General features: G+C 70.7%; 18 protein-coding genes. 7 read left to right on the forward strand and 11 right to left on the reverse strand.

Translation table 11 applies throughout. From position 1 onward, the window contains the following. Positions 1-446: ROK family protein (locus tag K6I33_RS09635; protein ID WP_229349897.1), on the reverse strand; the 446-nt coding region annotated here is incomplete at its 3' end. A 283-nt stretch (positions 447-729) separates the two neighbouring features. Between K6I33_RS09635 and K6I33_RS09640 the strand changes: the two genes are divergently transcribed. Further along, on the forward strand, positions 730-1,719 hold the full coding sequence (locus K6I33_RS09640) for a LacI family DNA-binding transcriptional regulator (RefSeq protein WP_229349933.1): 990 nt from the start codon (positions 730-732) through the stop codon (positions 1,717-1,719). Between the two features lie 69 nt (positions 1,720-1,788). Here the strand turns inward: K6I33_RS09640 and K6I33_RS09645 are convergent, their stop codons facing one another. Together K6I33_RS09645 and K6I33_RS09650 are read right to left on the reverse strand one after the other, a co-directional pair. Next, entirely contained in the window at positions 1,789-3,066 is a 1,278-nt protein-coding gene (locus K6I33_RS09645; protein ID WP_229349899.1) for an aldolase/citrate lyase family protein, read from the reverse strand. Between the two features lie 133 nt (positions 3,067-3,199). Next, the gene (locus K6I33_RS09650) at positions 3,200-3,412 is read right to left on the reverse strand and encodes a hypothetical protein (protein ID WP_229349901.1); all 213 of its coding nucleotides are present in this window, start codon (positions 3,410-3,412) and stop codon (positions 3,200-3,202) included. Positions 3,413-3,662: 250 nt separating this feature from the next. Here K6I33_RS09650 and K6I33_RS09655 point away from each other — a divergent pair, with 250 nt between their 5' ends. The 4 genes from K6I33_RS09655 (at position 3,663) to K6I33_RS09670 (ending at position 17,050) form a co-directional block, all read left to right on the forward strand. Further along, on the forward strand, positions 3,663-4,913 hold the full coding sequence (locus K6I33_RS09655) for a neprosin family prolyl endopeptidase (protein ID WP_229349903.1): 1,251 nt from the start codon (positions 3,663-3,665) through the stop codon (positions 4,911-4,913). 119 nt (positions 4,914-5,032) lie between these two features. After that, entirely contained in the window at positions 5,033-5,533 is a 501-nt protein-coding gene (locus K6I33_RS09660) for a BMP family ABC transporter substrate-binding protein (RefSeq protein ID WP_229349905.1), read from the forward strand. 244 nt (positions 5,534-5,777) lie between these two features. Beyond that, positions 5,778-16,706, forward strand: coding sequence for a LamG-like jellyroll fold domain-containing protein (locus tag K6I33_RS09665; RefSeq protein WP_229349907.1), 10,929 nt, complete (start codon positions 5,778-5,780; stop codon positions 16,704-16,706). Between the two features lie 2 nt (positions 16,707-16,708). After that, a complete protein-coding gene (locus K6I33_RS09670; RefSeq protein ID WP_229349909.1) occupies positions 16,709-17,050 on the forward strand; it encodes a hypothetical protein in 342 nt (113 codons plus the stop codon). 165 nt (positions 17,051-17,215) lie between these two features. Here the strand turns inward: K6I33_RS09670 and K6I33_RS09675 are convergent, their stop codons facing one another. The 4 genes from K6I33_RS09675 to K6I33_RS09690 form a co-directional block, all read right to left on the reverse strand. Next, positions 17,216-18,178, reverse strand: coding sequence for an electron transfer flavoprotein subunit alpha/FixB family protein (locus tag K6I33_RS09675; RefSeq protein ID WP_229349911.1), 963 nt, complete (start codon positions 18,176-18,178; stop codon positions 17,216-17,218). 45 nt (positions 18,179-18,223) lie between these two features. Beyond that, on the reverse strand, positions 18,224-19,012 hold the full coding sequence (locus K6I33_RS09680; protein WP_229349913.1) for an electron transfer flavoprotein subunit beta/FixA family protein: 789 nt from the start codon (positions 19,010-19,012) through the stop codon (positions 18,224-18,226). A gap of 190 nt (positions 19,013-19,202) precedes the next feature. Further along, on the reverse strand, positions 19,203-19,709 hold the full coding sequence (locus tag K6I33_RS09685; RefSeq protein ID WP_229349915.1) for a flavin reductase family protein: 507 nt from the start codon (positions 19,707-19,709) through the stop codon (positions 19,203-19,205). 35 nt (positions 19,710-19,744) lie between these two features. Further along, positions 19,745-20,086, reverse strand: coding sequence for a thioredoxin family protein (locus K6I33_RS09690; RefSeq protein WP_229349918.1), 342 nt, complete (start codon positions 20,084-20,086; stop codon positions 19,745-19,747). A 245-nt stretch (positions 20,087-20,331) separates the two neighbouring features. Between K6I33_RS09690 and K6I33_RS09695 the strand changes: the two genes are divergently transcribed. Next, positions 20,332-21,060 carry a 1-acyl-sn-glycerol-3-phosphate acyltransferase gene (locus tag K6I33_RS09695; protein ID WP_229349920.1) on the forward strand — a complete coding sequence of 243 codons (729 nt, stop codon included), beginning with the start codon at positions 20,332-20,334 and terminating at the stop codon, positions 21,058-21,060. Between the two features lie 82 nt (positions 21,061-21,142). On the opposite strand, the gene K6I33_RS09700 is transcribed toward K6I33_RS09695, so the two are convergent. The 4 genes from K6I33_RS09700 to K6I33_RS09715 all read right to left on the reverse strand — a co-directional run bounded on the left by K6I33_RS09700 (position 21,143) and on the right by K6I33_RS09715 (position 25,219). Next, a complete protein-coding gene (locus K6I33_RS09700; RefSeq protein ID WP_229349922.1) occupies positions 21,143-22,234 on the reverse strand; it encodes a low specificity L-threonine aldolase in 1,092 nt (363 codons plus the stop codon). Then, positions 22,213-22,977 carry an SDR family NAD(P)-dependent oxidoreductase gene (locus K6I33_RS09705; RefSeq protein WP_229349924.1) on the reverse strand — a complete coding sequence of 255 codons (765 nt, stop codon included), beginning with the start codon at positions 22,975-22,977 and terminating at the stop codon, positions 22,213-22,215. The genes K6I33_RS09700 and K6I33_RS09705 overlap by 22 nt, the downstream gene beginning before the upstream one ends. A 26-nt stretch (positions 22,978-23,003) precedes the next feature. Then, positions 23,004-24,401 carry a DUF6421 family protein gene (locus tag K6I33_RS09710; protein ID WP_374283936.1) on the reverse strand — a complete coding sequence of 466 codons (1,398 nt, stop codon included), beginning with the start codon at positions 24,399-24,401 and terminating at the stop codon, positions 23,004-23,006. A 266-nt stretch (positions 24,402-24,667) separates the two neighbouring features. Next, a complete protein-coding gene (locus K6I33_RS09715; RefSeq protein ID WP_229349928.1) occupies positions 24,668-25,219 on the reverse strand; it encodes a GNAT family N-acetyltransferase in 552 nt (183 codons plus the stop codon). 123 nt (positions 25,220-25,342) lie between these two features. Here K6I33_RS09715 and K6I33_RS09720 point away from each other — a divergent pair, with 123 nt between their 5' ends. After that, a complete protein-coding gene (locus tag K6I33_RS09720) occupies positions 25,343-25,735 on the forward strand; it encodes a VOC family protein (protein ID WP_229349931.1) in 393 nt (130 codons plus the stop codon). Positions 25,736-25,763 lie beyond the last annotated feature (28 nt).

A 25,763-nucleotide genomic window follows, 5' to 3' on the forward strand; every position in this document is an offset into this window, starting at 1 on the left:
AGCCCCCCGCCGACCCCCGTGGAAACCACCATGCAGAGCGCGTCGGCCCGCCCCCGGGCGGCGCCCTGCCAGTGCTCGGCGGCGGTCATCGCGACGCCGTCGCCCACCAGCGTCACGGGCAGTCCGCCGACCCGCCCCGTCACCTCGGCGACCAGCGGAAACCCGCGCCACCCGGGCACGTTGACGGGGCTGACGGTCCCCGCGGACGCGTCGACGGGGCCCGCGCTGCCGATGCCCACCGCCCGGACCAGCGGCCAATCGGCGGACCCGGCCAGCTCGTCGAGGACGGCGGCCACGGCGGCCATGACCGTCGCGCCGTCCTCCCGGGCCGGGGTGGGCCGGCGGGCACGGACGCGCAGCCGCCCCGCACCGTCCACCAGCGCGCCGGCGATCTTGGTGCCGCCGATGTCGAGAGCGGCGACGAGGTCGCCGGAGTCGGTCTGCACGGTGCCGGTCTCTCTCCTGTTCCACGGTTCCTGCCCGAAGGGCTCACCGCAAGGCTGCCGCAATCGCGACCGGCTCGCCGCGACCGCCACAAGCTCACCGCAAGGCCGCCGCAGGGTTTTCGGGACGTCAGTCTCTCCGGGGTTGACAACGTTGTCCAGGCCCTATGCTCGACGTCACTCCGCACATCGGACGCATGGCTCAACCGCCCCTCCGCGCAAAGGACCAGCGATTGTGAACGACGCCGCCACCGGCCGGCTCCCCCGCTACGGCACCCGGCCCACCATGAAGGACGTCGCGGCCCGCGCCGGGGTGGGCCTGAAGACCGTCTCCCGCGTGGTGAACGGCGAGCCCGGTGTCACCCAGGACACCGAACGGCGCGTCCAGGAGGCGATCACCGCGCTCGGCTTCCGGCGCAACGACAGCGCCCGTGTCCTGCGCAAGGGCCGCACCTCGACGGTGGGCCTCGTCCTGGAGGACCTCGCCGACCCCTTCTACGCGCCGCTGAACCGTGCCGTCGAGGAGGTCGCCCGCGCCCATGGCGCGCTGCTCATCAACGGCTCCAGCGCCGAGGACCCGGAGCGGGAACGGGAGCTCGCCCTGGCGTTCTGCGCCCGCCGCGTCGACGGCCTGATCGTCATCCCGGCGGGCCACGACCACCGTTACCTCGAACCCGAGATCGCCGCCGGCGTCGCCACCGTCTTCGCCGACCGCCCGGCCGGGCGGATAGCCGCCGACGCGGTGCTCTCCGACAACCACGGCGGCGCCCGTGCCGGTGTCGCCCATCTGATCGCCCACGGCCACCGCCGCATCGGCTTCATCGGCGACCGGCCGCGCATCCACACCGCCGGGGAGCGGCTGCGGGGGTATCGCGCCGCGATGGCCGACGCGGGGCTGCCGGTCGCGGACGCCTGGGTCTCCCTCGGCCCGACCACCCCCGAGCGCGTACGGGCCGAGGCGGAGCGCATGCTGACGGGGGAACACCCTGTGACAGCGTTCTTCACAGGAAACAACCGGGTGACGGTCACGATTCTGCGTGTCATCGCACAGTTGCCCCACCCGGTGGCGCTCGTCGGCTTCGACGACCTCGAACTGGCCGACCTGCTCTCCCCCGGAGTCACGGTCGTCGCGCAGGACGCGGCCCGCCTCGGCCGCACGGCGGCGGAACTGCTGTTCCGCCGGCTGGACGGGGCGGAGGACGCGCCGCGCCACGCCGAGCTGCCGACCCGTCTGATCGTCCGAGGCTCGGGCGAATTCCCGCCGGTGGAGCCGTAGTCCGCGCGGGGGCGCCCGGCCGGCACAAGCCCGCCCAGGCGGGAAAGGCACGTAAGACCAGCGCCGGCGTCAGACGCCCCGCCCCGCCAGCCGCTCCAGCGCGTCCCGGTCGAGCCCGGTGAGGCCGGTCACCTCCGCCGTGTCCACGGCCCCGCAGTCCAGCCCGCGCAGCAGGTGGCCGCCGAGCGCCCGGGCGGTGGCGGGTTCGTCGAGCACGTCGCCCCCGGCCCGTTCCTCCGTGTACGCGACGAGGCGGGCGGCCGCCCGCTCCAGCCCCTCGCGGTAGTAGGCGTACACGGCGGCGTAGCGGGTGGGCAGGTGTCCGGGGTGCATGTCCCAGCCCTGGTAGTACGCGCGGGCCAGCGACCGGCGGACGAGCCCGTGGTGCAGCCGCCACGCCTCGTGGACGCGCGCGGTGGTGCCGACGGGCAGCACGTTCGTCGAACCGTCCGAGAGGCGGACGCCCGTGCCGGCGGCCGCGACCTGCATGACGGCCTTGGCGTGGTCGGCCACCGGGTGGTCGGGGGCCTGGTGGGCGGCGCCGACGCCACACGCCGCGCTGTAGTCGAAGGTGCCGTAGTGGAGCGCGGTGACGCGTCCGCCGCCCGCGTCGATCAGCCGGGCGACGGTGGCCCGGCCGTCGGCCCCGAGGACGGCCTGGGTGGTCTCGATCTGTATCTCGAAGCGGATCCGGCCCTCCGCCAGCCCGTGCGCCGTCTCGAACTCCCGGGCCAGCCGCGTCATCGCGACGACCTGTTCGGGGTAGGTGACCTTGGGCAGGGTGAGCATCAGCCCGTCGGGCAGTCCGCCGGCCTCCATCAGGCCGGTGAGGAAGATGTCGAGGGTGCGGATGCCCCGGTCGCGGACGGCCGCCTCCATGCACTTGACGCGCACGCCCATGTAGGGGGCCGCCGTGCCGCCGGCGTATGCCTCCGCCACCAGCCGGGCCGCGCGGGCGGCGGCCGCGTCCTCCTCGGCGTCCGGGCGCGGCCCGTACCCGTCCTCGAAGTCGATCCGCAGGTCCTCGACGGGCTCGCGCTCCAGCTTGGCCCGCGTCCGCTCGTACACGGGCCCGGCGAGTTCGCCGGGCAGCCCGAGCACGGCGGCGAACGCCTCCGCGTCGGGGGCGTGCTCGTCGAGGGCGGCGAGCGCCCGGTCGCCCCAGTCGCGTACGGTGCCGGCGGTGAAGGCGTCGGCCGGGACGTAGACGGTGTGCACGGGCTGGCGGGTGCCGGCGTCGCCCGGATAGCGCCGGGCGAGCTCGGCGTCGACCGCCGCGAGGGATTTGCCGACGCCCTCCCGCACCGCGCTGGTGAAGGTCGTCGCGACCGTCGTCCGCTGCCCCATGGGTGCCCCTCCCCGCCCACCACGACGTCCGCTGCCGTGACTTCCGCTGAACGGAATCGACCATCCGTGTCGCGAAGTTAGTCAGCGGAACGGCGGCGGGTCAACACCTCCGCGCACCGGGGCGGTCCCTCGTTCAGAAGTAGTCCCGGATCACGTGCTCGGCCGCCCGGTTCTCGGCCACGGCCGGGTCGAGTTCGCTCAGCGACAGCAGATCGGTGTCGTCGCGCAGATACCTCTCCCACTCCTCGGCCATCTTCTCCTGCTGCTCGCGCGGCAGCTGTTCGACGTCTTCTCGGCTCGCGGGGCTCAGGGCATGGAGGAACCGCGTCACGGTGTCAGTCTGCATGCCGTATCTCTTCCAACGCCCGGCCACGGCGGACACCCCGGCCCCCGCCCACATCACCCGGACGGCGGCGGTCCCGATGAACGGCGGTTCCGGTGAACGCGGGTTCCGGCAAAGGGCCGGCGCCGGTGCCGCCCCGGACCGGACTGGACCGTTCGGGTGACTTTTCCGCTGAACGGCTGGACCGGCGGGAATCCACCACGTAAGGGCCGCGCATGGCACGCCCGCACCGAACGGAACGGAGAGCCCGATCATGCCCTCGCGAAACGAGCCGCACTTTCCTGATTTCTCCACCTTCATCGACCGTGTGAACTCCGCGGAGCACGCGCGATTCACCACCGCCCGCCCCGCCCTGCGCGTGGGCGCCGAGGAATTCGACGGGATGAGGGCTCACATCCAGTCCCTCTATGCCGGTATCGAGACGGTCCCCCACAGCTTCGTGGACGACAACGACCAGATCTTCGACTGCGTCCCCATCAGGAGCCAGCCCGCTCTCCGGGGCGCCACCGAAGCCCCGCCCGCGCCGCCCGACGCCCCGGCCGCGCCCGGTCCCCGCACCGCCTCGCAGGGCGTGCCGCTGCGGCCGCAGCTGCGGTCGGACCGCATCGACAAGTTCGGGCACGCGATGGCGTGTCCGCCGGGCACGATCGCCCTGCGCCGGATCACCCTCGACGAGCTGGCCCGGAGGAGCACTCTCCGGAACTTCTTCCAGAAGAGCCCGCTGGGCACCGGCCGCCACCCCCGGCTCAGCCCGCCCAGTGTGCAGGCGGGTATCCATAAATACGCCCACGCCTTTCAGATCGCCGGCAACCTCGGTGGCCACAGCTTCATCAATATCTGGGACCCCACCGTCGGGTCGCAGATCTTCTCCCTCTCCCAGCACTGGTACGCCGCGGGCTCACCGGTGCAGACGGTCGAGTGCGGCTGGCAGGTCTACCCGGGGAAGTACGGCACCACCCAGCCGTGCCTCTTCATCTACTGGACCGCCGACGGATACCAGAACACCGGCTGTTACAACCACGACTGCTCCGCCTTCGTCCAGACGAACCCCAACTGGGCCTTCGGCGGCACGCTGGGCCCGGTGAGCGTGCTGGGCGGCGCGCAGTACGAGCTGGAAGTGGCCTTTTACTTCAACGGCGGCAACTGGTGGCTCTACCTCGGGGGCACCAGCGCGAGCAACGCCGTGGGCTACTACCCGGGGTCGCTGTTCGGCAGCGGACCTCTCGCCACCGGCGCGGCGTCGGACGTCGACTACGGCGGCGAGGTCGTGGACAACACGGCCTGGCCGCCGATGGGCAGCGGCATGTTCGCCTCGTCGGGCTGGCAGTGGGCCGCGTACCACCGCGACGTCGTCTACTACCCCACCGCGGGCGGCGGGGTGCAGGCCTCCCTGACACCGTCCCAGCCCTCCCCGAACTGCTTCACCTGCGAGGTGAACCACGCCGATCCCCCCTGGAACGAGTACTTCTTCCACGGCGGCCCGGGCGGCACGGACTGCGCCTGACGGTGTGTGACAGCGTGTGACGGCTCCCCCGGCCGGAGCCGCGGATCCCCCCTGTGCCTATGCTCGCGCGGATCCATGACCGGGCAGCGGGCCCGGTCCCACGCGAGAGGAAGCGCGCGATGCGTCGCACGTCATGGCTGGCCACCGGAGCCGGAGCAGTGGTGCTGGTGGGAGGGGTGATCGCGGCCGTCGTGCTGAGCGGGGACGACGACGAGGCCCCCGCGCCGAGAGCCCGTCAGTACAGCGCCCACAGCGCCTGTCTGCTGACCGGCGAGCACGGGGTGACGGGAAGTGAGGCGGCCCCGGTCTGGGCGGGCATGGAGGACGCCTCCCTCGCCACCAAGGCGAAGGTGATGAACCTGCCGGTGTCCGGCCCGGACACCGTGGCGAACGCCGTGCCGTATGTGAACACCCTCGTCCAGCGGCGGTGCGATGTCGTGATCGCGGTCGGCGGGACGCAGGTGGCGGCAACGCGGGAGGTCGCCGGGCGGACCCCGAAGACGCGGTTCGCGGTCGTCGGGGAGGGCGGCACCAAGGGCAATCTGACGGTGATTCCGCAGGCGGAGGGCGTCCGGGCCGCCGTCGCACGGGTGGTGAAGGACGCGGTGAAGGACGACTGAGGGGCGACCGATTAATGGGGATCGCCTGTGATTCACCCTATTTCCGCAGGTCACCGCGCATCCATGGAAGTAAAGAACAGCTAAGATCATGATCATGACCCTGGTGTGAAACGACCCTTTTGTTCGAAGATCAGCTGTTTTGCAGTTGATCTTCTTCAATGGAGTCGTTTTCATGCGTCCCCGAACTCTCCATCGGCCAGGCCGGTGGAGACATAGCCATCCAAATCTCCTACGCGCCGCGGCGATGGCCCTCCTCGCGGTCCTCGCCATGGTTCTGACCTGTGAACAGGCCGTGGCCATGGGAGCGCGGCTCGAGCCGCTGCCCCAGCCCGGCCTGTCCGGCCTGACCTCCTGGTTCACCGGCCGTAAGGCCCCGCACTGGGGCCACACGCCCCAGCAGACGTCGGGCAGCGCGGCCGATCGCGGTCACAACGCGTCGGCCGCCTCGACCCGCGCCGGCCACGGCGCCGGCCACGAGCCGCAGCGCGGCAAGGGCGAGCTGCCGGCCTACGAGCCCTACGCGCGCAAGGCCGCCAAGGGCCCGAGCGCGGGCGGGCTGGGCTTCAACGCCAGGACCAGCAAGCGCGTCGCCTCGAAGTCCACGGCGACCTCGGACTACTACGAGAACGAGGACGGGTCCTTCACCCGGCAGCTCGCGCCGGCGCCCGTCAATTACCGCGACTCCCAGGGCGACTGGCAGCGCATCGACGCCACGGTGCGCAAGGGCTCCGACGGGCGTCTGCACCAGGGCGCGAACTCCATGGCGGTCGACTTCGCGCCACGCGCTGCGGACGCGGCACTGGCCCGTGTCGCGCCCGACGACAAGCACGCGCTGGCCTACGGCCTGCAGGGGGCCGCGGCCGTCGAGCCGGAGGTCTCCGGCTCCACCGCGCACTACCGCGACGTCCTGCCGGACACCGATCTGGAACTGCGCTCGGGCCCGATCGGCCTGAAGGAAGCGCTGGTCCTGCGCTCGGCCAAGGCCGGCAACGAGTGGACGTTCCCCCTGGACACCCAGGGCCTTCGGCCCGTCCTGGCCAAGGACGGCTCCGTCCGGATGCTGGACGGCTCCGGCAAGGCCTCGGTGGTGATCCCGCCCGCCTACGCCTACGACTCCCACGTCGACCGCGCCTCCGGCGAGCACGCCACCACCCACGCCGTCACCTACCGACTGGTGGAATCCGGCGGCAGGACGGCGCTGCGCATGACCCTCGACGCGTCCTGGCTGCGCGCCAAGGAGCGCGTCTTCCCCGTCGTGGTCGACCCGTCGGTCAACAACGAGAACGCCATCACCACCTACGCGGAGTCCGGTGAGCCCGGCGACCACTCGATGGAGCTGACCATGAAGGTCGGCTCCTACGACTCGGGCCCGCACTCCGCGGTGTCCTACCTCCAGTTCCCCAACCTGGGCCTGGACAACTCCCGGGCGACGGTCTCGGCCGCCGAGCTGAGCCTGTTCGCCATCTGGTCCTCCACGTGCGCCCCGCAGCGCTTCGACGTCGCGCCGGTCACCAAGGCGTGGGCACCCCAGCAGGTCACCGGCTGGCCGGGCCCCTCGTACGGGTCCTCGATCGGCAACCTGACGCCGAACGTGCCCAACAGCTGCGCCAACACCAAGGGCGACATGGCCAAGGGCGACCGGCTGACGGTGCCCCTGTCGACGGGCGTCTTCAACAACTGGGCCTCGGCCCCCGGGACCACCAACGACTACGGCCTGGCGGTGTACGCGTCCACCTCGGACAACCTCCACTGGAAGCAGTTCGGGTCGATGAACAACATCGACGCCTACCCTTCCCTGAAGCTCACCTACACCGGCGCCACACTGCCCCAGGTGGTCTCCACGTCACCGGCGAACAACGCCCCGGTGAACACCCTCACCCCGCAGCTGGCAGCCGCCGCCTCCACGGACTCCAACCTCGGCACCATGCCGAAGTTCAACTTCCAGGTCTACGACACCGACGGCAACAAGCTGGCCGACTCGGGCCTGATCGGCTCCAGCTCCTACAACGTGCCGGCGGGCAAGCTGAAGTGGGGTAAGTCGTACTACTGGGAGGTGCAGGCGTTCGACGGCACCAACTACTCGGCCGGCCCGAACTGGCAGCTGATGACCACGCAGGTGCCGCAGCCGACGGTGACCTCCAGTCTGTCCCAGAACACGGACGGCCACGGCTACAGCCCGGCGATCGGCAACTACACCACCTCGGCCACCGACGCGAACGTCTCGACGCCGGGCCCGTCCCTGACGGTCACCCGCGACTACAACTCCCGTGACCCCCGGGTGACCGGTGCCTTCGGTGCGGGCTGGTCGAGCGTCTTCGACGCCAGGGCCGCCGAGCAGTACGACTCCTCCGGCGCCGTGACCAGCGTCCAGGTGACCTACCCCGACGGCTCCGCCGTCGGCTACGGCAAGAACCCGGACGGCTCGTTCGCCCCTCCGCAGGGACGTTTCGCCACCTTCGCGCCCGTCTCCGGCGGCGGCTACACGCTGACCGACAAGAGCGCCACGGTCTACTCCTTCACCCAGTCCCTCGGCTCGGGCGCGTACGGTCTGACGTCGATCACGGACGCCAACAGCCGTGCCACGAAACTCGTCTGGTCCTCGGGCCGCGTCACGACGATGACCTCGGCCGTCTCCGGCCGGTCCCTCTACATGACCTGGTCCACGCCGTCCGGTGCCACCGCGGCGCACGTGGCGACCGTGGCCACCGACCCGGCGACCGCCGGCCAGCCCTCGACCGCGTCCACCTGGACGTACTCCTACACCGGCGACCAGCTCGACCAGGTCTGCTCACCGGTCGACACCACCGGCTGCGCCCGCTACGGCTACACCTCCGGTTCCCAGTACCACAACCAGGTGCTCGACCAGGGCCCCACGTCGTACTGGCCGCTCGCCGAGGGCTCCGGTACCACGGCCGCCAGCGCCGTCCTCGCCCGCGCCGGTGGTGACAACGCCACCTACAGCAACGTCACCCTCGGCCAGGCCGGCCCCCTGGCCAGCAGCGGGATGACCGCGGCCGACTTCAACGGCACGTCCTCGTCGGTGAAACTGCCGAACCTGGGCCTGTACGCCTCGTCGTCCCAGTCGGTCTCGCTGTGGTTCAAGACCTCCTCGACGACGCCCGGGGTGCTCTTCTCGTACTCCGACATGGCGGTCAAGGACACGGCCACCAAAGGCAACTTCATGCCCGCGCTGTACGTCGGCAGCTCCGGCAGGCTCAACGGCCTGTTCTGGTACGACACGCAGACCAAGCCCATCAGCACCGCCGGGTCGGTCGCCGACGGCAAATGGCACCACGTCGTGCTCGCCGGCTCCTGGACCGCGCAGACCATGTGGCTGGACGGCAACAAGGTGGGCACCGCCCCCGGCTACCAGTCCACGAATCCCAACGGCAGCGCCATGCCCTGGCTGTACCGCAACGTCTACCTGGGCACCGGCTACCTGGGCTACACCTGGCCCGACCAGCCGCACCCCAACTCGACGACGTTCTACGGCAGCTATTTCAAGGGCTCCCTCTCCAACGTCTCCTACTACGGGAAGCCGCTGGGCCAGCCCGAGGTCAGCGACCTGTACCGTGCCGCCACCAGGCCCGCCGGCCTGCTGAGCTCGGTCACGCGCCCCTCCGGCAAGACCTTCGCCTCGGTCTCGTACGACCCGGTCACCGCCGACGTCACCCGGCTGACCGACTCCAACGGCGGCACCTGGGCCATGGGCGCTCCCACGGTGCAGGGCTCCAGCGAGGTCTACCGCGCGTCGGTGCTCGGCACCGCCCCGGCCGCCTACTACCGGCTCGGTGACCCGGCCGGCGCGGGCCAGGCGGTCAACGAGGTGAACTCCGGCGCGGCGACGTACGCCAACGCCACCCTCGGCTCCGAGGGCCCCTTCACCGACACGACCGGGGCGGCCTTCAACGGTTCGTCCTCGTTCGTCCAGCTCCCCGCGAGCCAGCAGGTGCAGACCGGGCCCAACTCCGTCGAGATGTGGTTCAAGACCCCGCCCGGCAGCACGGCCGGCGGTGTGCTCTTCAGCCAGTCGGGTGCGGCCGTGAACGGGCCGAACCCGACCGCCAACGACTGGACCCCGGCGCTGTACGTCGGCACCGACGGTAAGGTCCACGGCAAGTTCTGGGACACCAACGGCGTCGGCGGCGGCATGGTCTCGTCCGCGCCCGTGAACGACGGCAAGTGGCACCACACCCTGCTGACCGGCTCCGCCAAGGGCCAGCACCTGTACGTCGACGGCGTACAGGCCGGTTCCACCACCGCCGCGCTCAAGGGCTCGGCCGCCGGGTACAACTACATCGGCGCGGGTGAGTCCAACGGCTGGCCGGCCCGTCCCACCAACGCGCTCGGTTACTTCTCCGGTTCGATCGCGGAAGCCGCCTTCTACCGGACCGAGCTCAGCGGCGGCGACGCGGCGGCCCACTGGTCCGCCGGGCGCAGCTCCAACGGGCTGTCCCCGCTGAAGGTCGTCAAGGTCACCGACCCCGGTACCAGGACGGTCACCCACCAGTACGACCTGTGGAACGGCAACCGCGCCGTGGCGCAGATCGACGGCCGTGGGTACAAGACCACCTACGGTTACGACACCGCCGGTTTCCAGCACACGGTCACCGACCCCAACGGCAACGTCGTCACCACCGGTCACGACGTCCGGGGCAATGAGGTCACCAGGACCACCTGCCAGAACCAGGCGGCCCAGGCCTGCTCCACGACGTACACGACCTATCTGCCCGACGACACCAGCGCCCAGCTGACCCCGAACCCGCAGAACGACCTGCCGGCCACCGTGCGCGACGGCCGCTCGTCCTCCGCGACGGACAACACGTATCTGACGTCGTTCTCCTACGACGCGGCCGGAAACAAGACCGGCGTGACGACCCCGGCCGTGCCGGGCTCCCCCAATGGCCGGACGACCACGGTCGCCTACACCGACGGCACGTCGGTCGCGGCGGCCGACGGCGGGTTCGCGCCGAAGGGGCTGCCGTACAAGACGGTCTCCCCGGGCGGTGCCACGACGACGATCACCTACCTCAAGAATGGTGACGTCGCCTCCACCACCGACCCCAACGGTCAGGTCAGCGGCTTCACCTACGACAACCTCGGCCGGCCGGTCACCAAGAAGGTCGTCTCCGACACCTTCCCCAATGGCCTCGTCACGCAGTACAAGTACGACGCCGAATCCCAGGTCGTCGAGCAGACGGACCCGGCGGTGACCAACCGCGTCACCGGTGCCGTCCACCAGGCGAGGACCAGCACGGTCTACGACACGGACGGACTGGTCACGTCCCAGACCGTCGCCGACCTCTCCGGCGGCGACGCGCCGCGCACCGTCTCCTCCACGTACAACCGGTACAACCAGCTGGAGACGAACACCGACGCGACGAAGTCGAGCACCTCGTTCACGTACGACGCGTACGGCAACAAGGCGACCGAACGCGACGCGCTCGGCAATACCCTCGCCTTCGCCTACGACGCCGAGGGGCACCTGCTCACCCAGACCCTCAAGGGCTACACGGGTGACCCGGCCAACCCCTCGCCGGCGAAGGACCTGGTCCAGTCCTCCCGGGCCTACGACCCGGCGGGGCGGCTCGCGTCCATCACCGACGCGATGGGCAACACCACCTCGTACACCTACACGGACAACGACCTCACGGCGACGATCACCAAGTCCGACCCGTCGGGGAAGAACACCTTCGTCCAGCAGGCCAACACCTATGACGCCGCCGGCAACCTGATCGAACAGGCGACCAACAACGGCGCCACGGTCACGAAATCCACCGTCGACGCGGCGGACCGCGTGATCGCGACGACCATCGACCCGACGGGCGTCAACCGCACGACCAGCGTGTCGTACACGCCGGACGACAGGGTCGCCACCAGCACCCTGAGCGACGGCAGCGGCACCACGCACACCACCAGCTCCGCCTATGACGCGATGGGCAACCTGACCAGCCGCTCCGTACGGCAGGACGGCGTCGGCCGTCCGACCGGCTGGTGGCCGCTGAACCAGACGTCCGGCACCACCGTCACCGACGCCTCCGGCACCGGCAGGACCGCCGTGGCCACCGATGTCACCTGGAACGACGGAGCGGCCTCGTTCAACGGCACCACCAGCGTGATCGGCACCAACGGTCCCGCGCTCAACACGGCGTCGTCGTACTCCGTCTCCACCTGGGTCAAGCTGAACAGCCAGACGGCCGACAGCCAGACCCTCATCGGCCAGGGCGGTGCCGACCACCAGTCCTTCTACCTCAACTACAGGGCGAGCACCAAGGCCTGGGCCTTCGTCACCAGCACCAACGACGGCTCCACCGCCGACTACCCGGTCGCGTTCTCACCGGCGGGCAGCGCGGCCGCCGGCACCTGGACGCACCTGGTCGCGACGTTCGACTCGGGCACGGGCGCGATGAAGCTCTACGTCAACGGCCAGCCGGCCGGCACGGCGACGAACTCCAGCCCGTGGAACGCCCCCGGTCAGACGACCTTCGGCGCGGTCCACACGACCAGCGGCGGCCTGTACAACCAGTTCGGCGGCGCCCTCGACAACGTCCAGACCTACCCGCGCGCCCTCACCGGCGACGAGGTCACCCGCCTCTACGGCGCCGACCGCTCCGGCGGCACCACGGCGTCCAGCGGCCAGGCGACCACCAGCTGGAAGCTGGACAAGCGGGGCCTGCCGGTCAGCATGACCGACGCCGACGGCAACGTCACCGGCTACGCCTATGACGAGGCCGGTCACGAGACCGTCACCGTCGCTCCGGCGGTCAACGCGGAGATCAACGGCGGGGCGCCTGCCCTGGTGCACCCGACCGTGACCGCCGGCTACAACACCTTCGGCGAACGGACGGAGTCGCAGGACCCGAACGGCAACACGGTCACCACGGCCTACGACGCCGAGGGCCGCAAGACCGCCCAGGTCCTGCCCGACTACACGCCGCCCGGCTCCAGCACTCCGCTGGTCGGCGCCACGACCAACTGGACGTACGACGCGCTCGGCAACGTCACGCTGGTCACCGATCCGCTGCGGCACACCACCGGCTACGGCTACGACCAGCTCGGTGATGTCGTCCAGGTCACGGACGCCAACAAGGGCGTCACCCGCACCGTCTACGACGCCAACGGCGACGCCCTCTCGGTGACGTCACCGTCGGGCGCGCAGACCCAGGCGACGTACGACTTCATGGGGCGCAAGCTCACCACGACGATCCTGGACCGTTTCCCGAACCCGACCACCTCGACGACCACCCACTCCTACGCGGCCTCCGCCGCCAACCCCGGTGGCGCCTTCCTGGCCTCCACCACCTCGCAGAACGGTGTGACCGCCAGCTACGGCTACAACCGGGTCGGTGAGATCACCCAGGTCACCGACGCGGCGGGGAACACCACCCAGAACACCTACGACCTGAAGGGCCAGAAGACGGCCGTCGGTCTGCCCGACGGCACCTGGAGCACCGTCACCTACGACCAGCTGGGCAACCCCGTCCAGACGCAGTCGCTGGACACCGACAAGAAGACGGTGCTCTCGACGCGGTCGGCGACCTACAGCGCCGCCGGTCACCTGCTGTCGTCCACGGACGCCAACCAGCACACCACCACGTTCACGCGCGACGCGCTCGGCCAGGTCACCGGTGAGGTCCAGCCGGTCGACGCGACGCACTCGATCACGACCGGCTTCGGCTACGACCAGGCCGGCCACCGGACCCGGTTCACCGATGGTCGCGGCAACGCCCGCTACTACACCTTCAACGCGTGGAACCTGCCCGAGTCGGTCATCGAGCCGCCGGTCTCGACGTCCACGTACAGCTACACCAGCGCCGCGGACTCGACGTTCACCACGTCCTACGACGCGGCCGGCCGTGCCGTGACGCAGACCGCGCCCGGCGGGGTCAAGGTCACCTCCGACTACGACGCGCTGGGCAATGTGACGACGCAGTCCGGCACCGGGGCGGAGATCGGCACGGCGACCCGTAGCTTCGGCTACGACGCCGAGGGCCGGATGACCTCCGCCGCGACCAGCGCGATATCCGGGACACCCGTCCCCGCGACATCGAACACCTTCACCTACAACGACCGGAGCCTGCTGCTGACCGCTGCCGGAACATCCGGCTCCAGCTCCTTCGCCTACAACGGCGACGGCCTCGTCACGACCCGTACCGACGCCGCCGGCACCACCGGCTACGGCTACGACAACGCCGGCCGCCTGTCCACCCTGAGCGACCCCGCCACCGGCACACAGCTCACCTACACCTACGACAGCCTCTCCAAGCCGACCCGTATCCAGTACACGCAGGGCGGCAAGGACGGCAACGTCCGCAGCTTCGGCTACGACAAGCTGCACCGGCTGACCAACGACACCCTCAAGACCGCCGCGGGCAGCACCGTCGCCTCCATCGGCTACGGCTACGACACCAACGGCAACCTGACCGGCAAGAACACCACCGGCCTGGCCGGCCCGTCGAACAACACCTACACCTACGACTGGGCCGACCGCCTCACCTCCTGGAACAACGGCAGCACCACGACCGCGTACGGCTACGACGACTCGGGCAACCGCATCCGGGTCGGCTCGAACGTCTACGCGTACGACGCCCGCGACCAGCTGACCAGCGACGGAGCCAACACCTACCGGTACAGCGCCCGAGGCACCCTCATCCAGCAGTCGACGGCCACCGGCACGCCGACCGCCTTCGCCTCCGACGCCTTCGACCAGCAACTCAAGCAGGGCACCCAGACGTACGTCACCGACGCCCTCGGCCGTGTCGTCACGAACACCGGCACGAACGGGACCACGGCCACCTTCGCCTACACCGGCACGGGCAACACCCTGGCCTCCGACGGCGGCAACACCTACACCTGGACGCCTGACAACGGCCTGATCGGCATCGGCACCCCCGGCGGCTCCGTCCCCGGCGTACTCGCCCTCACCGACCAGCACGACGACGTCATCGGCAACTTCACGGCGACAGCCACGGAGCTGTCCGGCTCGGTCGGCTACGACCCGCTGGGCAACCCCACCGGCACGACCGGCGCCCCGCTGGGCCGGCTCGGCTACCAGTCGGGCTGGACGGACAACGCCACGGGCAAGGTCAACATGGCCGCCCGCTGGTACAACCCGGCCGCCGGCCAGTTCATGAACCGCGACACGATGGCCTTCGACCCGGTCCCGAACTCGGTCACGGCCAACCCGTTCGCCTACGTCGACGACAACCCCCTCAAGGGCACCGACCCGTCCGGCCACGGCTGGTGGGGCAACCTCAAGAAGAAGGCGTCCAGCGCCTGGAGCAGCACGACGTCCGCCGTGTCGAGCGGCTGGAACAGCGTCTCGTCCTGGACGAGCAGCGCCGTCAGCACCGTGTCGTCCTGGGCGACCAGCGCCTACGAGCACACCTCCAGCTGGGTTTCCAGCTCGTACCACCGTGCCTCGTCGTACGTGAAGCACACGTACCATGCGGCGTCGCGCTATGTGCACCGGCAGGTGTCCCGGGCGAGCCGGGCTATCCATGACGGCTACCGGTACGTCAGACGCACCGCGAGTCACGCCTATCACGTGACAAAACACGTGGTGAGCCACGCGTACCACCAGTCCGTCCAAGCGGTGCGGACCGCCTACCACGCGACGGCCACAGCGGTCCGTACGGCCGCGGTCTACATCAAGAACCACGCCGCGACCATCGCCTCGTTCGTCGCCTCCACCGCCGTCTTCATCGGCTGCGAGGCCGCCCTCGGTGCCGCCACCGGCGGTGTCGGCGCGGTCGTCGGCGCGGCGGGCTGCGGCGCGCTGGCCGGTGCGGTCGGCGGCGCGATCAACCAGGGCGCGAAGTGCATGTCCGGCCAGGCCGGCGGCTGCTCGGTGGGCGCCTTCGCGGGCGCGGTCGGCATCGGTGCCGTCGGCGGCGCGATCGGTGGCGCCCTGGGCGGCGCGCTCGGCGGCAAGCTCGCCGAGTCCGCCATCGGCCATATCCTGCCGAAGGTCGTCTCCAGCACCCTCGAAGGCGCCGCCATCGGCGGCATATCGGGTGGCGCGGTCGGCGCGGCCGAGTACGGCATCAGCTGCTCCCGCAGCGGAGCGGGCTGCTCCTGGTCCGGAGCGGGCGAGGCGGCGGCCGGCGGTGCGGCGGCAGGCGCGGTCATCGGAGGCGCCGGCAGTGCCGCCTTCGCGGCGGGGGCTCGCGTCAAGGGCCGCGTCAGCGGCGGACGCGGTGAGGCGGAGCCCACGGAGCCTGCCTGCCCGACGGGCGTGAAGGCGGGTCCGCACAGCTTCACCGGCGAGACCCGTGTGGCCATGGCCGACGGCTCGGCCAAGCGGATCGACGAGATCAAGGCCGGCGACGAGGTCAGGAACGCGGTGCCGGGCAAGGCCGGGGCCACGGAGACCCACAAGGTCGACAAGGTCATCGTCACCCGCACCGACCGCGACTTCGTGGACGTCACGGTCGCCCCGACCACCAAGACCGGCGGCCTGGGAGCCCGCATCCTGAAGAAGGCCGCCGCCGGCGTCGCCGCCGTGGCCACCGCCGCGGCGGTCCTGACCCCGACCGCGGCCACCGCGTCGACGCCCTCGGCGTCGACCATCACCACCACCTACCACCACCCGTTCTACGACCAGACGCAGTCGTCGTTCGTCGAGGCGAAGGATCTCCACGAGGGTGACCTTCTCCAGACCGAGACGGGCAACGTCGAGGTCACGGCGGTCCGGCTGTACCACGCGGACGCGGTCACGTACGACCTCACGGTCGACGGGCTGCACACGTACTACGTGGTCGCCGGGGACGCGTCGGTTCTGGTGCACAACTGCGGGACGGCGACGGTCAGCAAGTATCAGCTCACAAACGGCCCCCACTACACGTTGGAGATCCGGACGGCGTCGGGGGAGTCGTTCAACACCCATGCGATGAACCCTCACGGGATCCTCAAGCCGATGCCGCACACCGATTCGTACGTGGGAACGTATGAAGGATCCGTGGATTTCGAACTGCCGGACGCGGAGGCTGCGATCGCTTATGCCAAGAAGGCACACCGGGGCAGCAAGGGGCAAGGAGCATATGAGCGGTTGACCAATAACTGCCTCACCTATTGCAGCAGGGTCATCGAGGCCGGCGGCGGAGAAGGGCCGCCCACAGGGAGGTACGTGGTTCCCTGGATCAAGGATCATTTCCCGGAAGGCGATAAATAGTGATGATCGAGCATCTCTCGTTCACCCAGATGATGGTCGAGCTCCTCGCACGGCCACGCCCCATGGACTACCGATGCAGAGAGCTCGCCGGACGGATCATCACGTACGACGTCCGCATCACCTGGTGGTTCTCAGAGGTCGGCACCAAGTCGCCGTCCCACTCGGAAGGAGATCTGCTGGATCTCCTGGAGGTGCTGCTGGAACAGCACGAGCGGCTTGAGACGGCATGGGAGTCCTTCAAGACGGACACGCTCTCCCGTGACCAGCTCGTGGCCGTGATGCAGGCCGTGACCGACGTGGTCCAGAAACATGTGGACGAACTCCCGGACCAGCCCTGGGTGTGACAGCGGTAAGGCACTGACCACAACCGAATAGGCACGGAAGCCTCGTCGAAGCGGTTGCTCGACGAGGCTTCCTCATGTCCGGCGTACTTGCACGCGAAAGAGCCCCCGCCCCGGCGAAAGCCGGGAGCGGGGGCTCGGTCGTTACCGGAACCGCTGAGGGACCGATCAGCCCTTGCGGGCCTTGATCTCCTCCGTCAGCTGCGGGACGACCTCGAAGAGGTCGCCCACGACGCCGTAGTCGACGAGCTCGAAGATCGGGGCCTCGGCGTCCTTGTTGATGGCGACGATCGTCTTCGAGGTCTGCATGCCGGCGCGGTGCTGGATGGCACCGGAGATGCCCGCCGCGATGTAGAGCTGCGGCGAGACGGACTTGCCGGTCTGGCCGACCTGGTTGGTGTGCGGGTACCAGCCGGCGTCGACGGCGGCGCGGGAGGCGCCGACCGCCGCGCCGAGGGAGTCGGCGAGGGCCTCGACGATGGTGAAGTTCTCGGCGCCGTTGACGCCGCGGCCGCCGGAGACCACGATCGCGGCCTCGGTCAGCTCGGGGCGGCCGGTGGACTCGCGCGGGGTGCGGGAGACGACCTTGGTGCCGGTGGACTGCTCGCCGAAGGAGACGGCCAGCTGCTCGACCGTGCCGGCGGCCGGGGCGGCCTCCGGGGCGGCGGAGTTGGGCTTGACGGTGATGACCGGGGTGCCCTTGGTGACACGGGACTTGGTGGAGTACGAGGCCGCGAAGACGGACTGCGTGGCCACCGGGCCCTCGTCGCCGGCCTCCAGGTCGACGGCGTCGGTGATGATGCCGGAGCCGATGCGGACGGCGAGGCGGGCCGCGATCTCCTTGCCCTCGGCGGAGGAGGGGACGAGCACGGCGGCCGGGGAGACGGCCTTGTACGCGGCCTCGAGCGCGTCCACCTTCGGTACGACGAGGTAGTCGGCGAACTCGGGGGCGTCGGCGGTGAGGACCTTGACCGCGCCGTACTCGGCCAGCGTCGCGGCGGCGGTGTCCGCGCCGGCGCCGAGGTGCACGGCGACGGGCTCGCCGACGCGGCGGGCCAGGGTCAGCAGCTCGAGGGTGGGCTTGCGGACGGCGCCGTCCACGTGGTCGACGTAGACCAGAACTTCAGCCATGGTGTTGCTCTCCTGCAAGTGCGAAGGAACGGTGGACGGCAGGGCTCAGATGAACTTCTGGCCCGCGAGGAACTCGGCGAGCTGCTTGCCGCCCTCGCCCTCGTCCTTGACGATCGTGCCGGCCGTGCGGGCCGGGCGCTCCGTGGCCTCGTCGACCGTGGTCCAGGCGCCGTCCAGGCCGACCTCGTCGGCCTCGATGCCCAGGTCGGAGAGGTCCAGGGACTCCACCGGCTTCTTCTTGGCGGCCATGATGCCCTTGAAGGACGGGTAGCGGGCCTCTCCGGACTGGTCCGTGACGGACACGACGGCCGGGAGGGACGCCTCCAGCCGCTCGCTCGCGGCGTCGCCGTCACGGCGGCCGGTCACCTTGCCGCCCTCGACGGCCACCTCGGAGAGCAGGGTCACCTGCGGCACGCCCAGGCGCTCGGCGAGCATCGCCGGGACGACGCCCATGCCGCCGTCGGTGGAGGCCATGCCCGAGACCACCAGGTCGTAGCCGACGTGCTCCAGGGCCTTGGCCAGCACCAGCGAGGTGCCCAGCGCGTCGGTGCCGTGGAGGTCGTCGTCCTCGACGTGGACGGCCTTGTCCGCACCCATGGACAGCGCCTTGCGGAGGGCGTCCTTGGCGTCCTCCGGGCCGACGGTCAGGACGGTGATCTCCGCGTCGTCGTCCGCCGCCTCCTTGATCTGCAGCGCCTGCTCGACCGCGTACTCGTCGAGCTCCGAGAGCAGGCCGTCCACGTCGTCGCGGTCGACGGTCAGGTCTTCGGCGAAGTGCCGGTCGCCGGTGGCGTCAGGCACGTACTTCACAGTGACAACGATCCTCAAGCTCACGCCGGCTCTCCTACTGCAATCGTCTCTATCAAAGCTGCCTTCGCAGGCAGCATAGGCGCCTGGTGGGGCGGACCCCGGTCGGTACGGTTCCCGCCCCCGACCAGAATGTTACTCGTCAGTACATCGAGGCTGTTGACCGAACGCAAGGCCGGTCGACTGTGATCTGCCCAACGCGTGGAGAAGGGATTCCTCAGTCGCGCAGAGCGTTGAAGCCTCCCTGGTGGTACAGGAGGGGGCGGCCCGTGCCCGTGGGGTCTCCGGCGACCGCCTCGGCGAGCACCAGACGGTGGTCCCCGGCGGGCACCCGGGCCACGACGCGGCAGACCATCCAGGCCAGGACGCCCTCCAGCAGCGGCACCCCGTGCGGGCCGGGCCGCCAGCCCGTGGCCGCGCCGAAACGGTCGGCGCCGCTGCGCGCGAAGGTGGCGGCCAGCTCCCGCTGGTGCTCGCCGAGTATGTGGACGCCGACGTGCTCGGCCTCCGCCAGCACGGGCCAGCTGGACGAGCCGGTGCCCACGCCGAAGGAGACGAGCGGGGGCGCCGCCGCCACCGAGGTCAGGGAGGTGGCGGTGAAGCCGACCGGGCGGGCGCCCTGCGCGGTGATCACCGCCACGCCGGCCGCGTGCCTGCGGAAGACCGAGCGCAGCAGCTCGGGACCGGCGGGATCCGCGGTGTCGAGTCCGGAAGAGGCTGTCATGGGTTTGCCCTTCTCATGAAGCGGAGCACGGCGCGTCAGACCGCCGCGCCCAGTGCCGCGATGACATCGGCCCGCCGCGGCTGCCCGGTCGCGCGCCGTACGACGCGCCCGGTGCCGTCCAGGACGAGCGTGGTGGGCGTGGCGGTGACGCCGAGGGCGCGGACGAGCTCCAGACGGTCCTCCGCGTCGATCTCGACGTGCGCGACGCCGTCGACCATGGCCGCGACGTCCGCGAGGACGCGCCGCGTCGCGCGACACGGCTGACAGAAGGCGCTGGAGAACTGGACGAGCGTGGCCCGCTCCCCCAGCTCCGCCACTCCGAGCCCGGCGGCGCTCAGCCGCTCCGGCACGCCTTCCCGCTCGTCCCCTTCGGGCACGCTCACCCTCCCTCGTCCATAACCGGTGTCCACCTCCGGTCGTTGCTTGCAGCATCATCGCCCACCGGGAAATTTCCCGACGTGACGAGAATCTCGTGGGCCCCGGGGCCGCCCAGTTGGCTCCTGCGCGGGCATTCGGGCACGATCTGGCGAAAGCCGACCCTACGTCCGCGTAACTTAGGCCCTCCAGCGTTTCAGCGTTTCAGCCGGGAGCACCCTCCCCAGGCCGGAAGGATCTTCCCGATATGGCAGACCTCGTCTACCCCCCGGTGATCGGTATGGCCCGCACCATGTTCAAGGCGCTCGACCTGCGCTTCGACATCCAGGGCAGCGAGCACGTCCCGTCGCGCGGCGGGGCGGTCCTGGTGAGCAACCACATCGGCTACCTCGACTTCGTCTTCGCCGGGCTGGCCGCCCGGCCCGCCAAGCGGCTGGTGCGCTTCATGGCCAAGGAGTCCGTCTTCCGCCACAAGGTCTCCGGGCCGCTGATGCGGGCGATGAAGCACATACCCGTCGATCGTTCGGCGGGCCTGGACGCCTACAAGCACGCGCTCTCCGCGCTGCGGTCGGGCGAGGTCGTCGGCGTCTTCCCCGAGGCGACGATCTCCACCTCCTTCACGCTGAAGAACTTCAAGTCGGGCGCGGCCCGGCTGGCGCAGGAGGCCGGGGTGCCGCTGGTGCCGGTGGCGCTGTGGGGCACCCAGCGGCTGTGGACCAAGGGCCACAAGCGCGATCTGCGCCGCAACCACATCCCGGTGACCATCCGGGTGGGCGAGCCGGTGACCGCGGATCCGGCCGAGTCCGCCGAGCAGCTCACCGAGCGCGTCCGCGCCCGGGTCCAGGACCTCCTGGAGGCCGCCCAGCGGGCCTATCCGGTCCGCGCCGAGGGCCCCGGCGACAGCTGGTGGATCCCCGCCCACCTGGGTGGCACGGCCCCCGTCCCGGCGGTCGCCGGGGCGGACGGCCGGCGCTGACCGGAAGACCTACGCGAATGGGTGCGGGGTACGTACGTCACCGTACGTACCCCGCACCCGTAGGTACCGACAGCGCCGACCGCTACCGCTTGGCCATTTCCTCCGCGATCGCGGCGGTGAAGGCGTCGATGTCGGCCTCGGTGGTGTCGAAGGAGCACATCCAGCGGACGTCCCCGGCGGCCTCGTTCCAGAAGTAGAAGCGGTAACGCTTCTGGAGGCGCTCGCTCACGTCGTGCGGCAGCCGGGCGAAGACGGCGTTGGACTGCACCGGGTGCAGCACCTCGACGCCCTCGATGCCCCGCACGCCCTCGGCCAGCCGCGCCGCCATGGCGTTGGCGTGCTCGGCGCTGCGCAGCCACAGGTCACCGGAGAGCAGCGCCTCGAACTGCACGGAGACGAAGCGCATCTTCGACGCGAGCTGCATCGACATCTTGCGCAGGTGCTTCATCGCCCGCACCGCGTCCGGGTTGAGGACGACGACGCACTCGCCGAAGACCATGCCGTTCTTGGTGCCGCCGAAGGAGAGCAGGTCGACCCCGGCGTCCGTGGTGAAGGAGCGCAGGGGCAGGCCCAGGGAGGCCGCCGCGTTGGCGATCCGCGAGCCGTCCAGGTGGACCTTCATGCCCCGCTCGTGGGCGTGGTCGCAGATCTCCCGGATCTCCTCGGGGGTGTAGCAGGTCCCGAGCTCGGTGGTCTGGGTGATCGAGACGATCTGCGGCTGGGCCCGGTGCTCGTCCTCCCAGCCGAACGCCTCGCGGTCGATCAGCTCGGGGGTGAGCTTGCCGTGCTCGGTGGGCACGTGGAGCAGCTTCAGCCCGCCGACGCGCTCGGGCGCCCCGCACTCGTCGACGTTGATGTGCGCGGAGGAGGCGCAGACGACCGCGCCCCATCGCTCGGTCGCCGCCTGGAGGGCGACGACATTGGCGCCCGTGCCGTTGAAGACGGGGAAGGCCTGGGCGGTGGGCCCGAAGTGGGCCCGCATCACGTCCTGGAGATGGGCGGTGTAGTCGTCCTCGCCGTAGGCGACCTGGTGGCCGCCGTTGGCGAGGGCGAGCGCCGCGAGGATCTCGGGGTGCGCGCCCGCGTAGTTGTCGCTGGCGAAGCCGCGCACCTCGGGGTCGTGCCGGCGTATCGCGTCGGTCACGGGCGGGGTCACGGTTGCGGGGTCAGCCACTGACGGGTTCCGTTCACTTCCTGGGCGGGCATGTCCCAGACGCCGGCGATGGCCTGGGCCAGGTCCTTGACGTCGGTGAAGCCCGCGAATTTCGCGGTGGGTCGTTCGGCGCGCATGGCGTCGTGCACCAGCGCCTTGACCACCAGGACGGTGGCGGCGGCCGGCGGGGCGCCCTCGCCGCCCGCCTTGCGGAAGGAGTCGGCGAGGGCCAGGGTCCAGGCCTCGGCGGCGGCCTTGGCGGCGGAGTAGGCGGCGTTCCCGGCGGTGGGCTTGCTGGCGCCCGCGGCGCTGATCAGCACATACCGGCCGTTGCCGCTGCGGGCCAGGGGGCCCTCGAAGGCCAGCGAGGTGTGCTGGACGGTCCTGATGAGCAGCTTCTCCAGCAGCTCCCAGTCGGCGAGGTCGGTCTCGGCGAAGGTCGCCGAGCCGCGCCAGCCGCCGACCAGGTGGACCAGGCCGTCGATCCGCCCGAACTCCTTCTCGGTGCGGTCCGCCCAGGCCCGGGAGGCGTCGAGGTCGAGCAGGTCCACGGTGTCGCCGGTGACGGTGGCGCCGCCGTGGGCGTAGCGGGCGGCGTCCACGGCCTCGGCGAGGCGCGCGGCGTCCGCGTCGGCGGCGACGACGGTCGCTCCGGCCTCGGCGAGCCGCAGCAGGGTCGCCCGGCCCGCCGGGCCGGCCGCTCCGGCCACCGCCACGACGGCACCGTCCAGCGAGCCGCCGTTACCGTTCGTCGGAATGCTCATGCCCGTCGCCTCCTTCTCGCGCTCGCTCACGCGGCCACCTGCTCAGCGCCGGCCGCGGTGATCCCCTTGGTCGAGGCGATCACGCCGCGCAGCTTCTTGGCAAGGGCCTCGAAGAACATGCTGAGCGGGAATTCGTCCGAGAGCACCTCGTCCACCAGCTTGCGCGGGGGGAGGGTGAGGTCGAGGGCGTCGGGGCCCTTGGCCCACACGGAGCCGGGGTGCGGCGCGAGGTAGGCCGAGACGAGCTCGTAGGCGGCGAACCAGTGGACGAGCTTGGGGCGGTCGATGCCGTCGCGGTAGAGCTTCTCGATCTCGCCGCACAGCTGGTTGGTGACCTGCGGGGCACGGTCCCAGTCGATGTGCAGGGTGTTGTCCGTCCAGCGTACGACGTCGTGCTTGTGGAGGTACGCGAAGAGGAGCTGGCCGCCGAGGCCGTCGTAGTTGCGGACGCGGTCGCCGGTGAGCGGGAAGCGGAACATCCGGTCGAAGAGCACGGCGTACTGCACGTCACGGCCCTGGGCGTAGCCGTCGGCCTCCAGCTTCACGGCCTCCTTGAAGGCGGTGAGGTCGCAGCGCAGCTCCTCCAGGCCGTACATCCAGAACGGCTGCCGCTGCTTGATCATGAAGGGGTCGAAGGGCAGGTCGCCGTGGCTGTGGGTGCGGTCGTGGACCATGTCCCACAGGACGAAGGCCTCCTGGCAGCGCTGCTGGTCGTGCAGCATGGCGGCGATGTCGTCGGGGAGCTCCAGCCTGAGGGTCTCCACGGCGGCCTCGGTGACCCGGCGGAAGCGGGCGGCCTCGCGGTCGCAGAAGATGCCGCCCCAGGTGAAGCGCTCGGGGGCCTCGCGCACGGCGATGGTCTCCGGGAAGAGGACGGCGGAGTTGGTGTCGTAGCCCGCGGTGAAGTCCTCGAAGGTGATGCCGAGGAACAGCGGGTTGTCGTAGCGGGTGCGCTCCAGCTCGGCGAGCCACTCCGGCCAGACCACGCGCAGCACGACCGCCTCGAAGTTGCGGTCGGGGTTGCCGTTCTGCGTGTACATGGGGAAGACGACGAGGTGCTGGAGGCCGTCGGCGCGCTGGGCGGCGGGCTGGAAGGCCAGCAGCGCCTCCAGGAAGTCCGGCACGCCGAAGCCGCCGTCGGCCCAGCGGCGCAGGTCGGCGACGAGCGCGGCGTGGTAGGCCGCGTCGTGCGGCAGGAGCGGCGAGAGCTGCTCCACGGCGGCTATGACCACCTCGACCTCGGCGCGGACCGCCTCGCCCGGTGGTGCGCCCTCCGCGGTGAGGTCGATGGAGCCGTCGGCGGACTGCCAGGGCCTGATTGTCTCCACGGCGCTCTTGAGGGCAGCCCACGCGGGATGCTCGACAACACGATCCACAGACAAAATGTCGGCTTGCGTTGCCGTCGACGCAAAGATTTCCGTCACGACTAACCCTCCTCTGGAGAACCTGGCGTTAAGACACCGTATCCATGCGAGGTTCTCCGGCTCAAGAGGTGCAGCCATAAATTATCCTGCCGACCCCCCGGTGACGCCGCTGTTTTTCCTGTCGGCCTCCTCCGTCCGGGGCATCAGCTCCGATCATCCGCCGCCCCCGCCCCTGCCGCCACCGGGGCCGTTCTAGGCGTGTTCCGGCCATCTTCGGGCGCGGCCCCCGGTGATCGCCAGGGGGCCGCGCGCCGGGGCCGTGGCGCTCAGGCCGCGAGTTCCTTGATCAGCAGCTCGAACTCCAGGTCGTCGCGCTGCGGGACGCCGAAGCGCTCGTCGCCGTAGGGGAAGGGGCTCATCTCGCCGGTGCGCCGGTAGCCACGGCGCTCGTACCAGGCGATCAGCTCGTCGCGCTGCCTGATCACGGTCATATGCATGGCGCGGGCGCCCCACTCGGCGCGGGCGACGCGCTCGGCCTCCGCCATGACGAGCTTGCCCAGGCCGCCGCCCTGGGCGGTGGGCCGGACCGCGAACATGCCGAAGTAGACGTGGTCGCCCCGGTGCTCCAGCTGGCAGCAGGCGAGCGGTTCGCCGTCGCGCTCCGCGATCATCAGCCGGCTGTTCCCGTCGGTGATCACGGCGAGCACGCCCTCGGGGTCGGTCCGCTGACCGTCGAGCAGATCCGCCTCGGTCGTCCAGCCGGCCCGGCTCTCATCGCCCCGGTAGGCCGACTCGACCAGCCGGACGAGCGCCGGCACGTCGTCGGCGGTCGCGATCCGGAAGGCCGGCTCGGTGGTGGGGCGGCTGGCGGTCTCCATGGGCTCCCTGGTCCTCTCCTGCGGTTCCCGCCCGTCCGGTGCGCGCGCCCTGATACGCGCGTCCTGGTGGGTTTCGGGCGTATGAACGACCCTAACGGAGGGGGTGTGCGTACAGTCGCGGGCATGGTGCATGTACTGAGCAGCAGGTTGTTACTGAGACCGACCGATCCGGAGCGGTCGCGGCGGTTCTACGGCGAGACCCTGGGGCTCGCGGTCTACCGGGAGTTCGGCACGGGCCCGGAGCGCGGTGTCGTCTACTTCCTGGGCGGCGGCTTCCTGGAGGTGTCGGGCAGGTCGGAGACCCCTCCCGCGCCCGGGCTGGAGCTCTGGTTCCAGGTGGCGGACGCGGCGGCGGCGTACACGGAGTTCCTGGAGCGGGGCGTGGTGGTGCTGGAGCCGCCGGAGAAGAAGCCGTGGGGACTGATCGAGATGTGGATCGCGGACCCGGACGGCGTGCGCATCGCGGTGGTGGAGGTACCGGAAGGGCATCCGATGCGCTACCGGCCGACGATCTGAACGTCCCTTCCCGCTCCCCCCGCACCTC

Origin of the sequence: Streptomyces sp. UNOB3_S3 (assembly GCF_020740895.1) — a bacterium.
Lineage (GTDB): Bacteria > Actinomycetota > Actinomycetes > Streptomycetales > Streptomycetaceae > Streptomyces.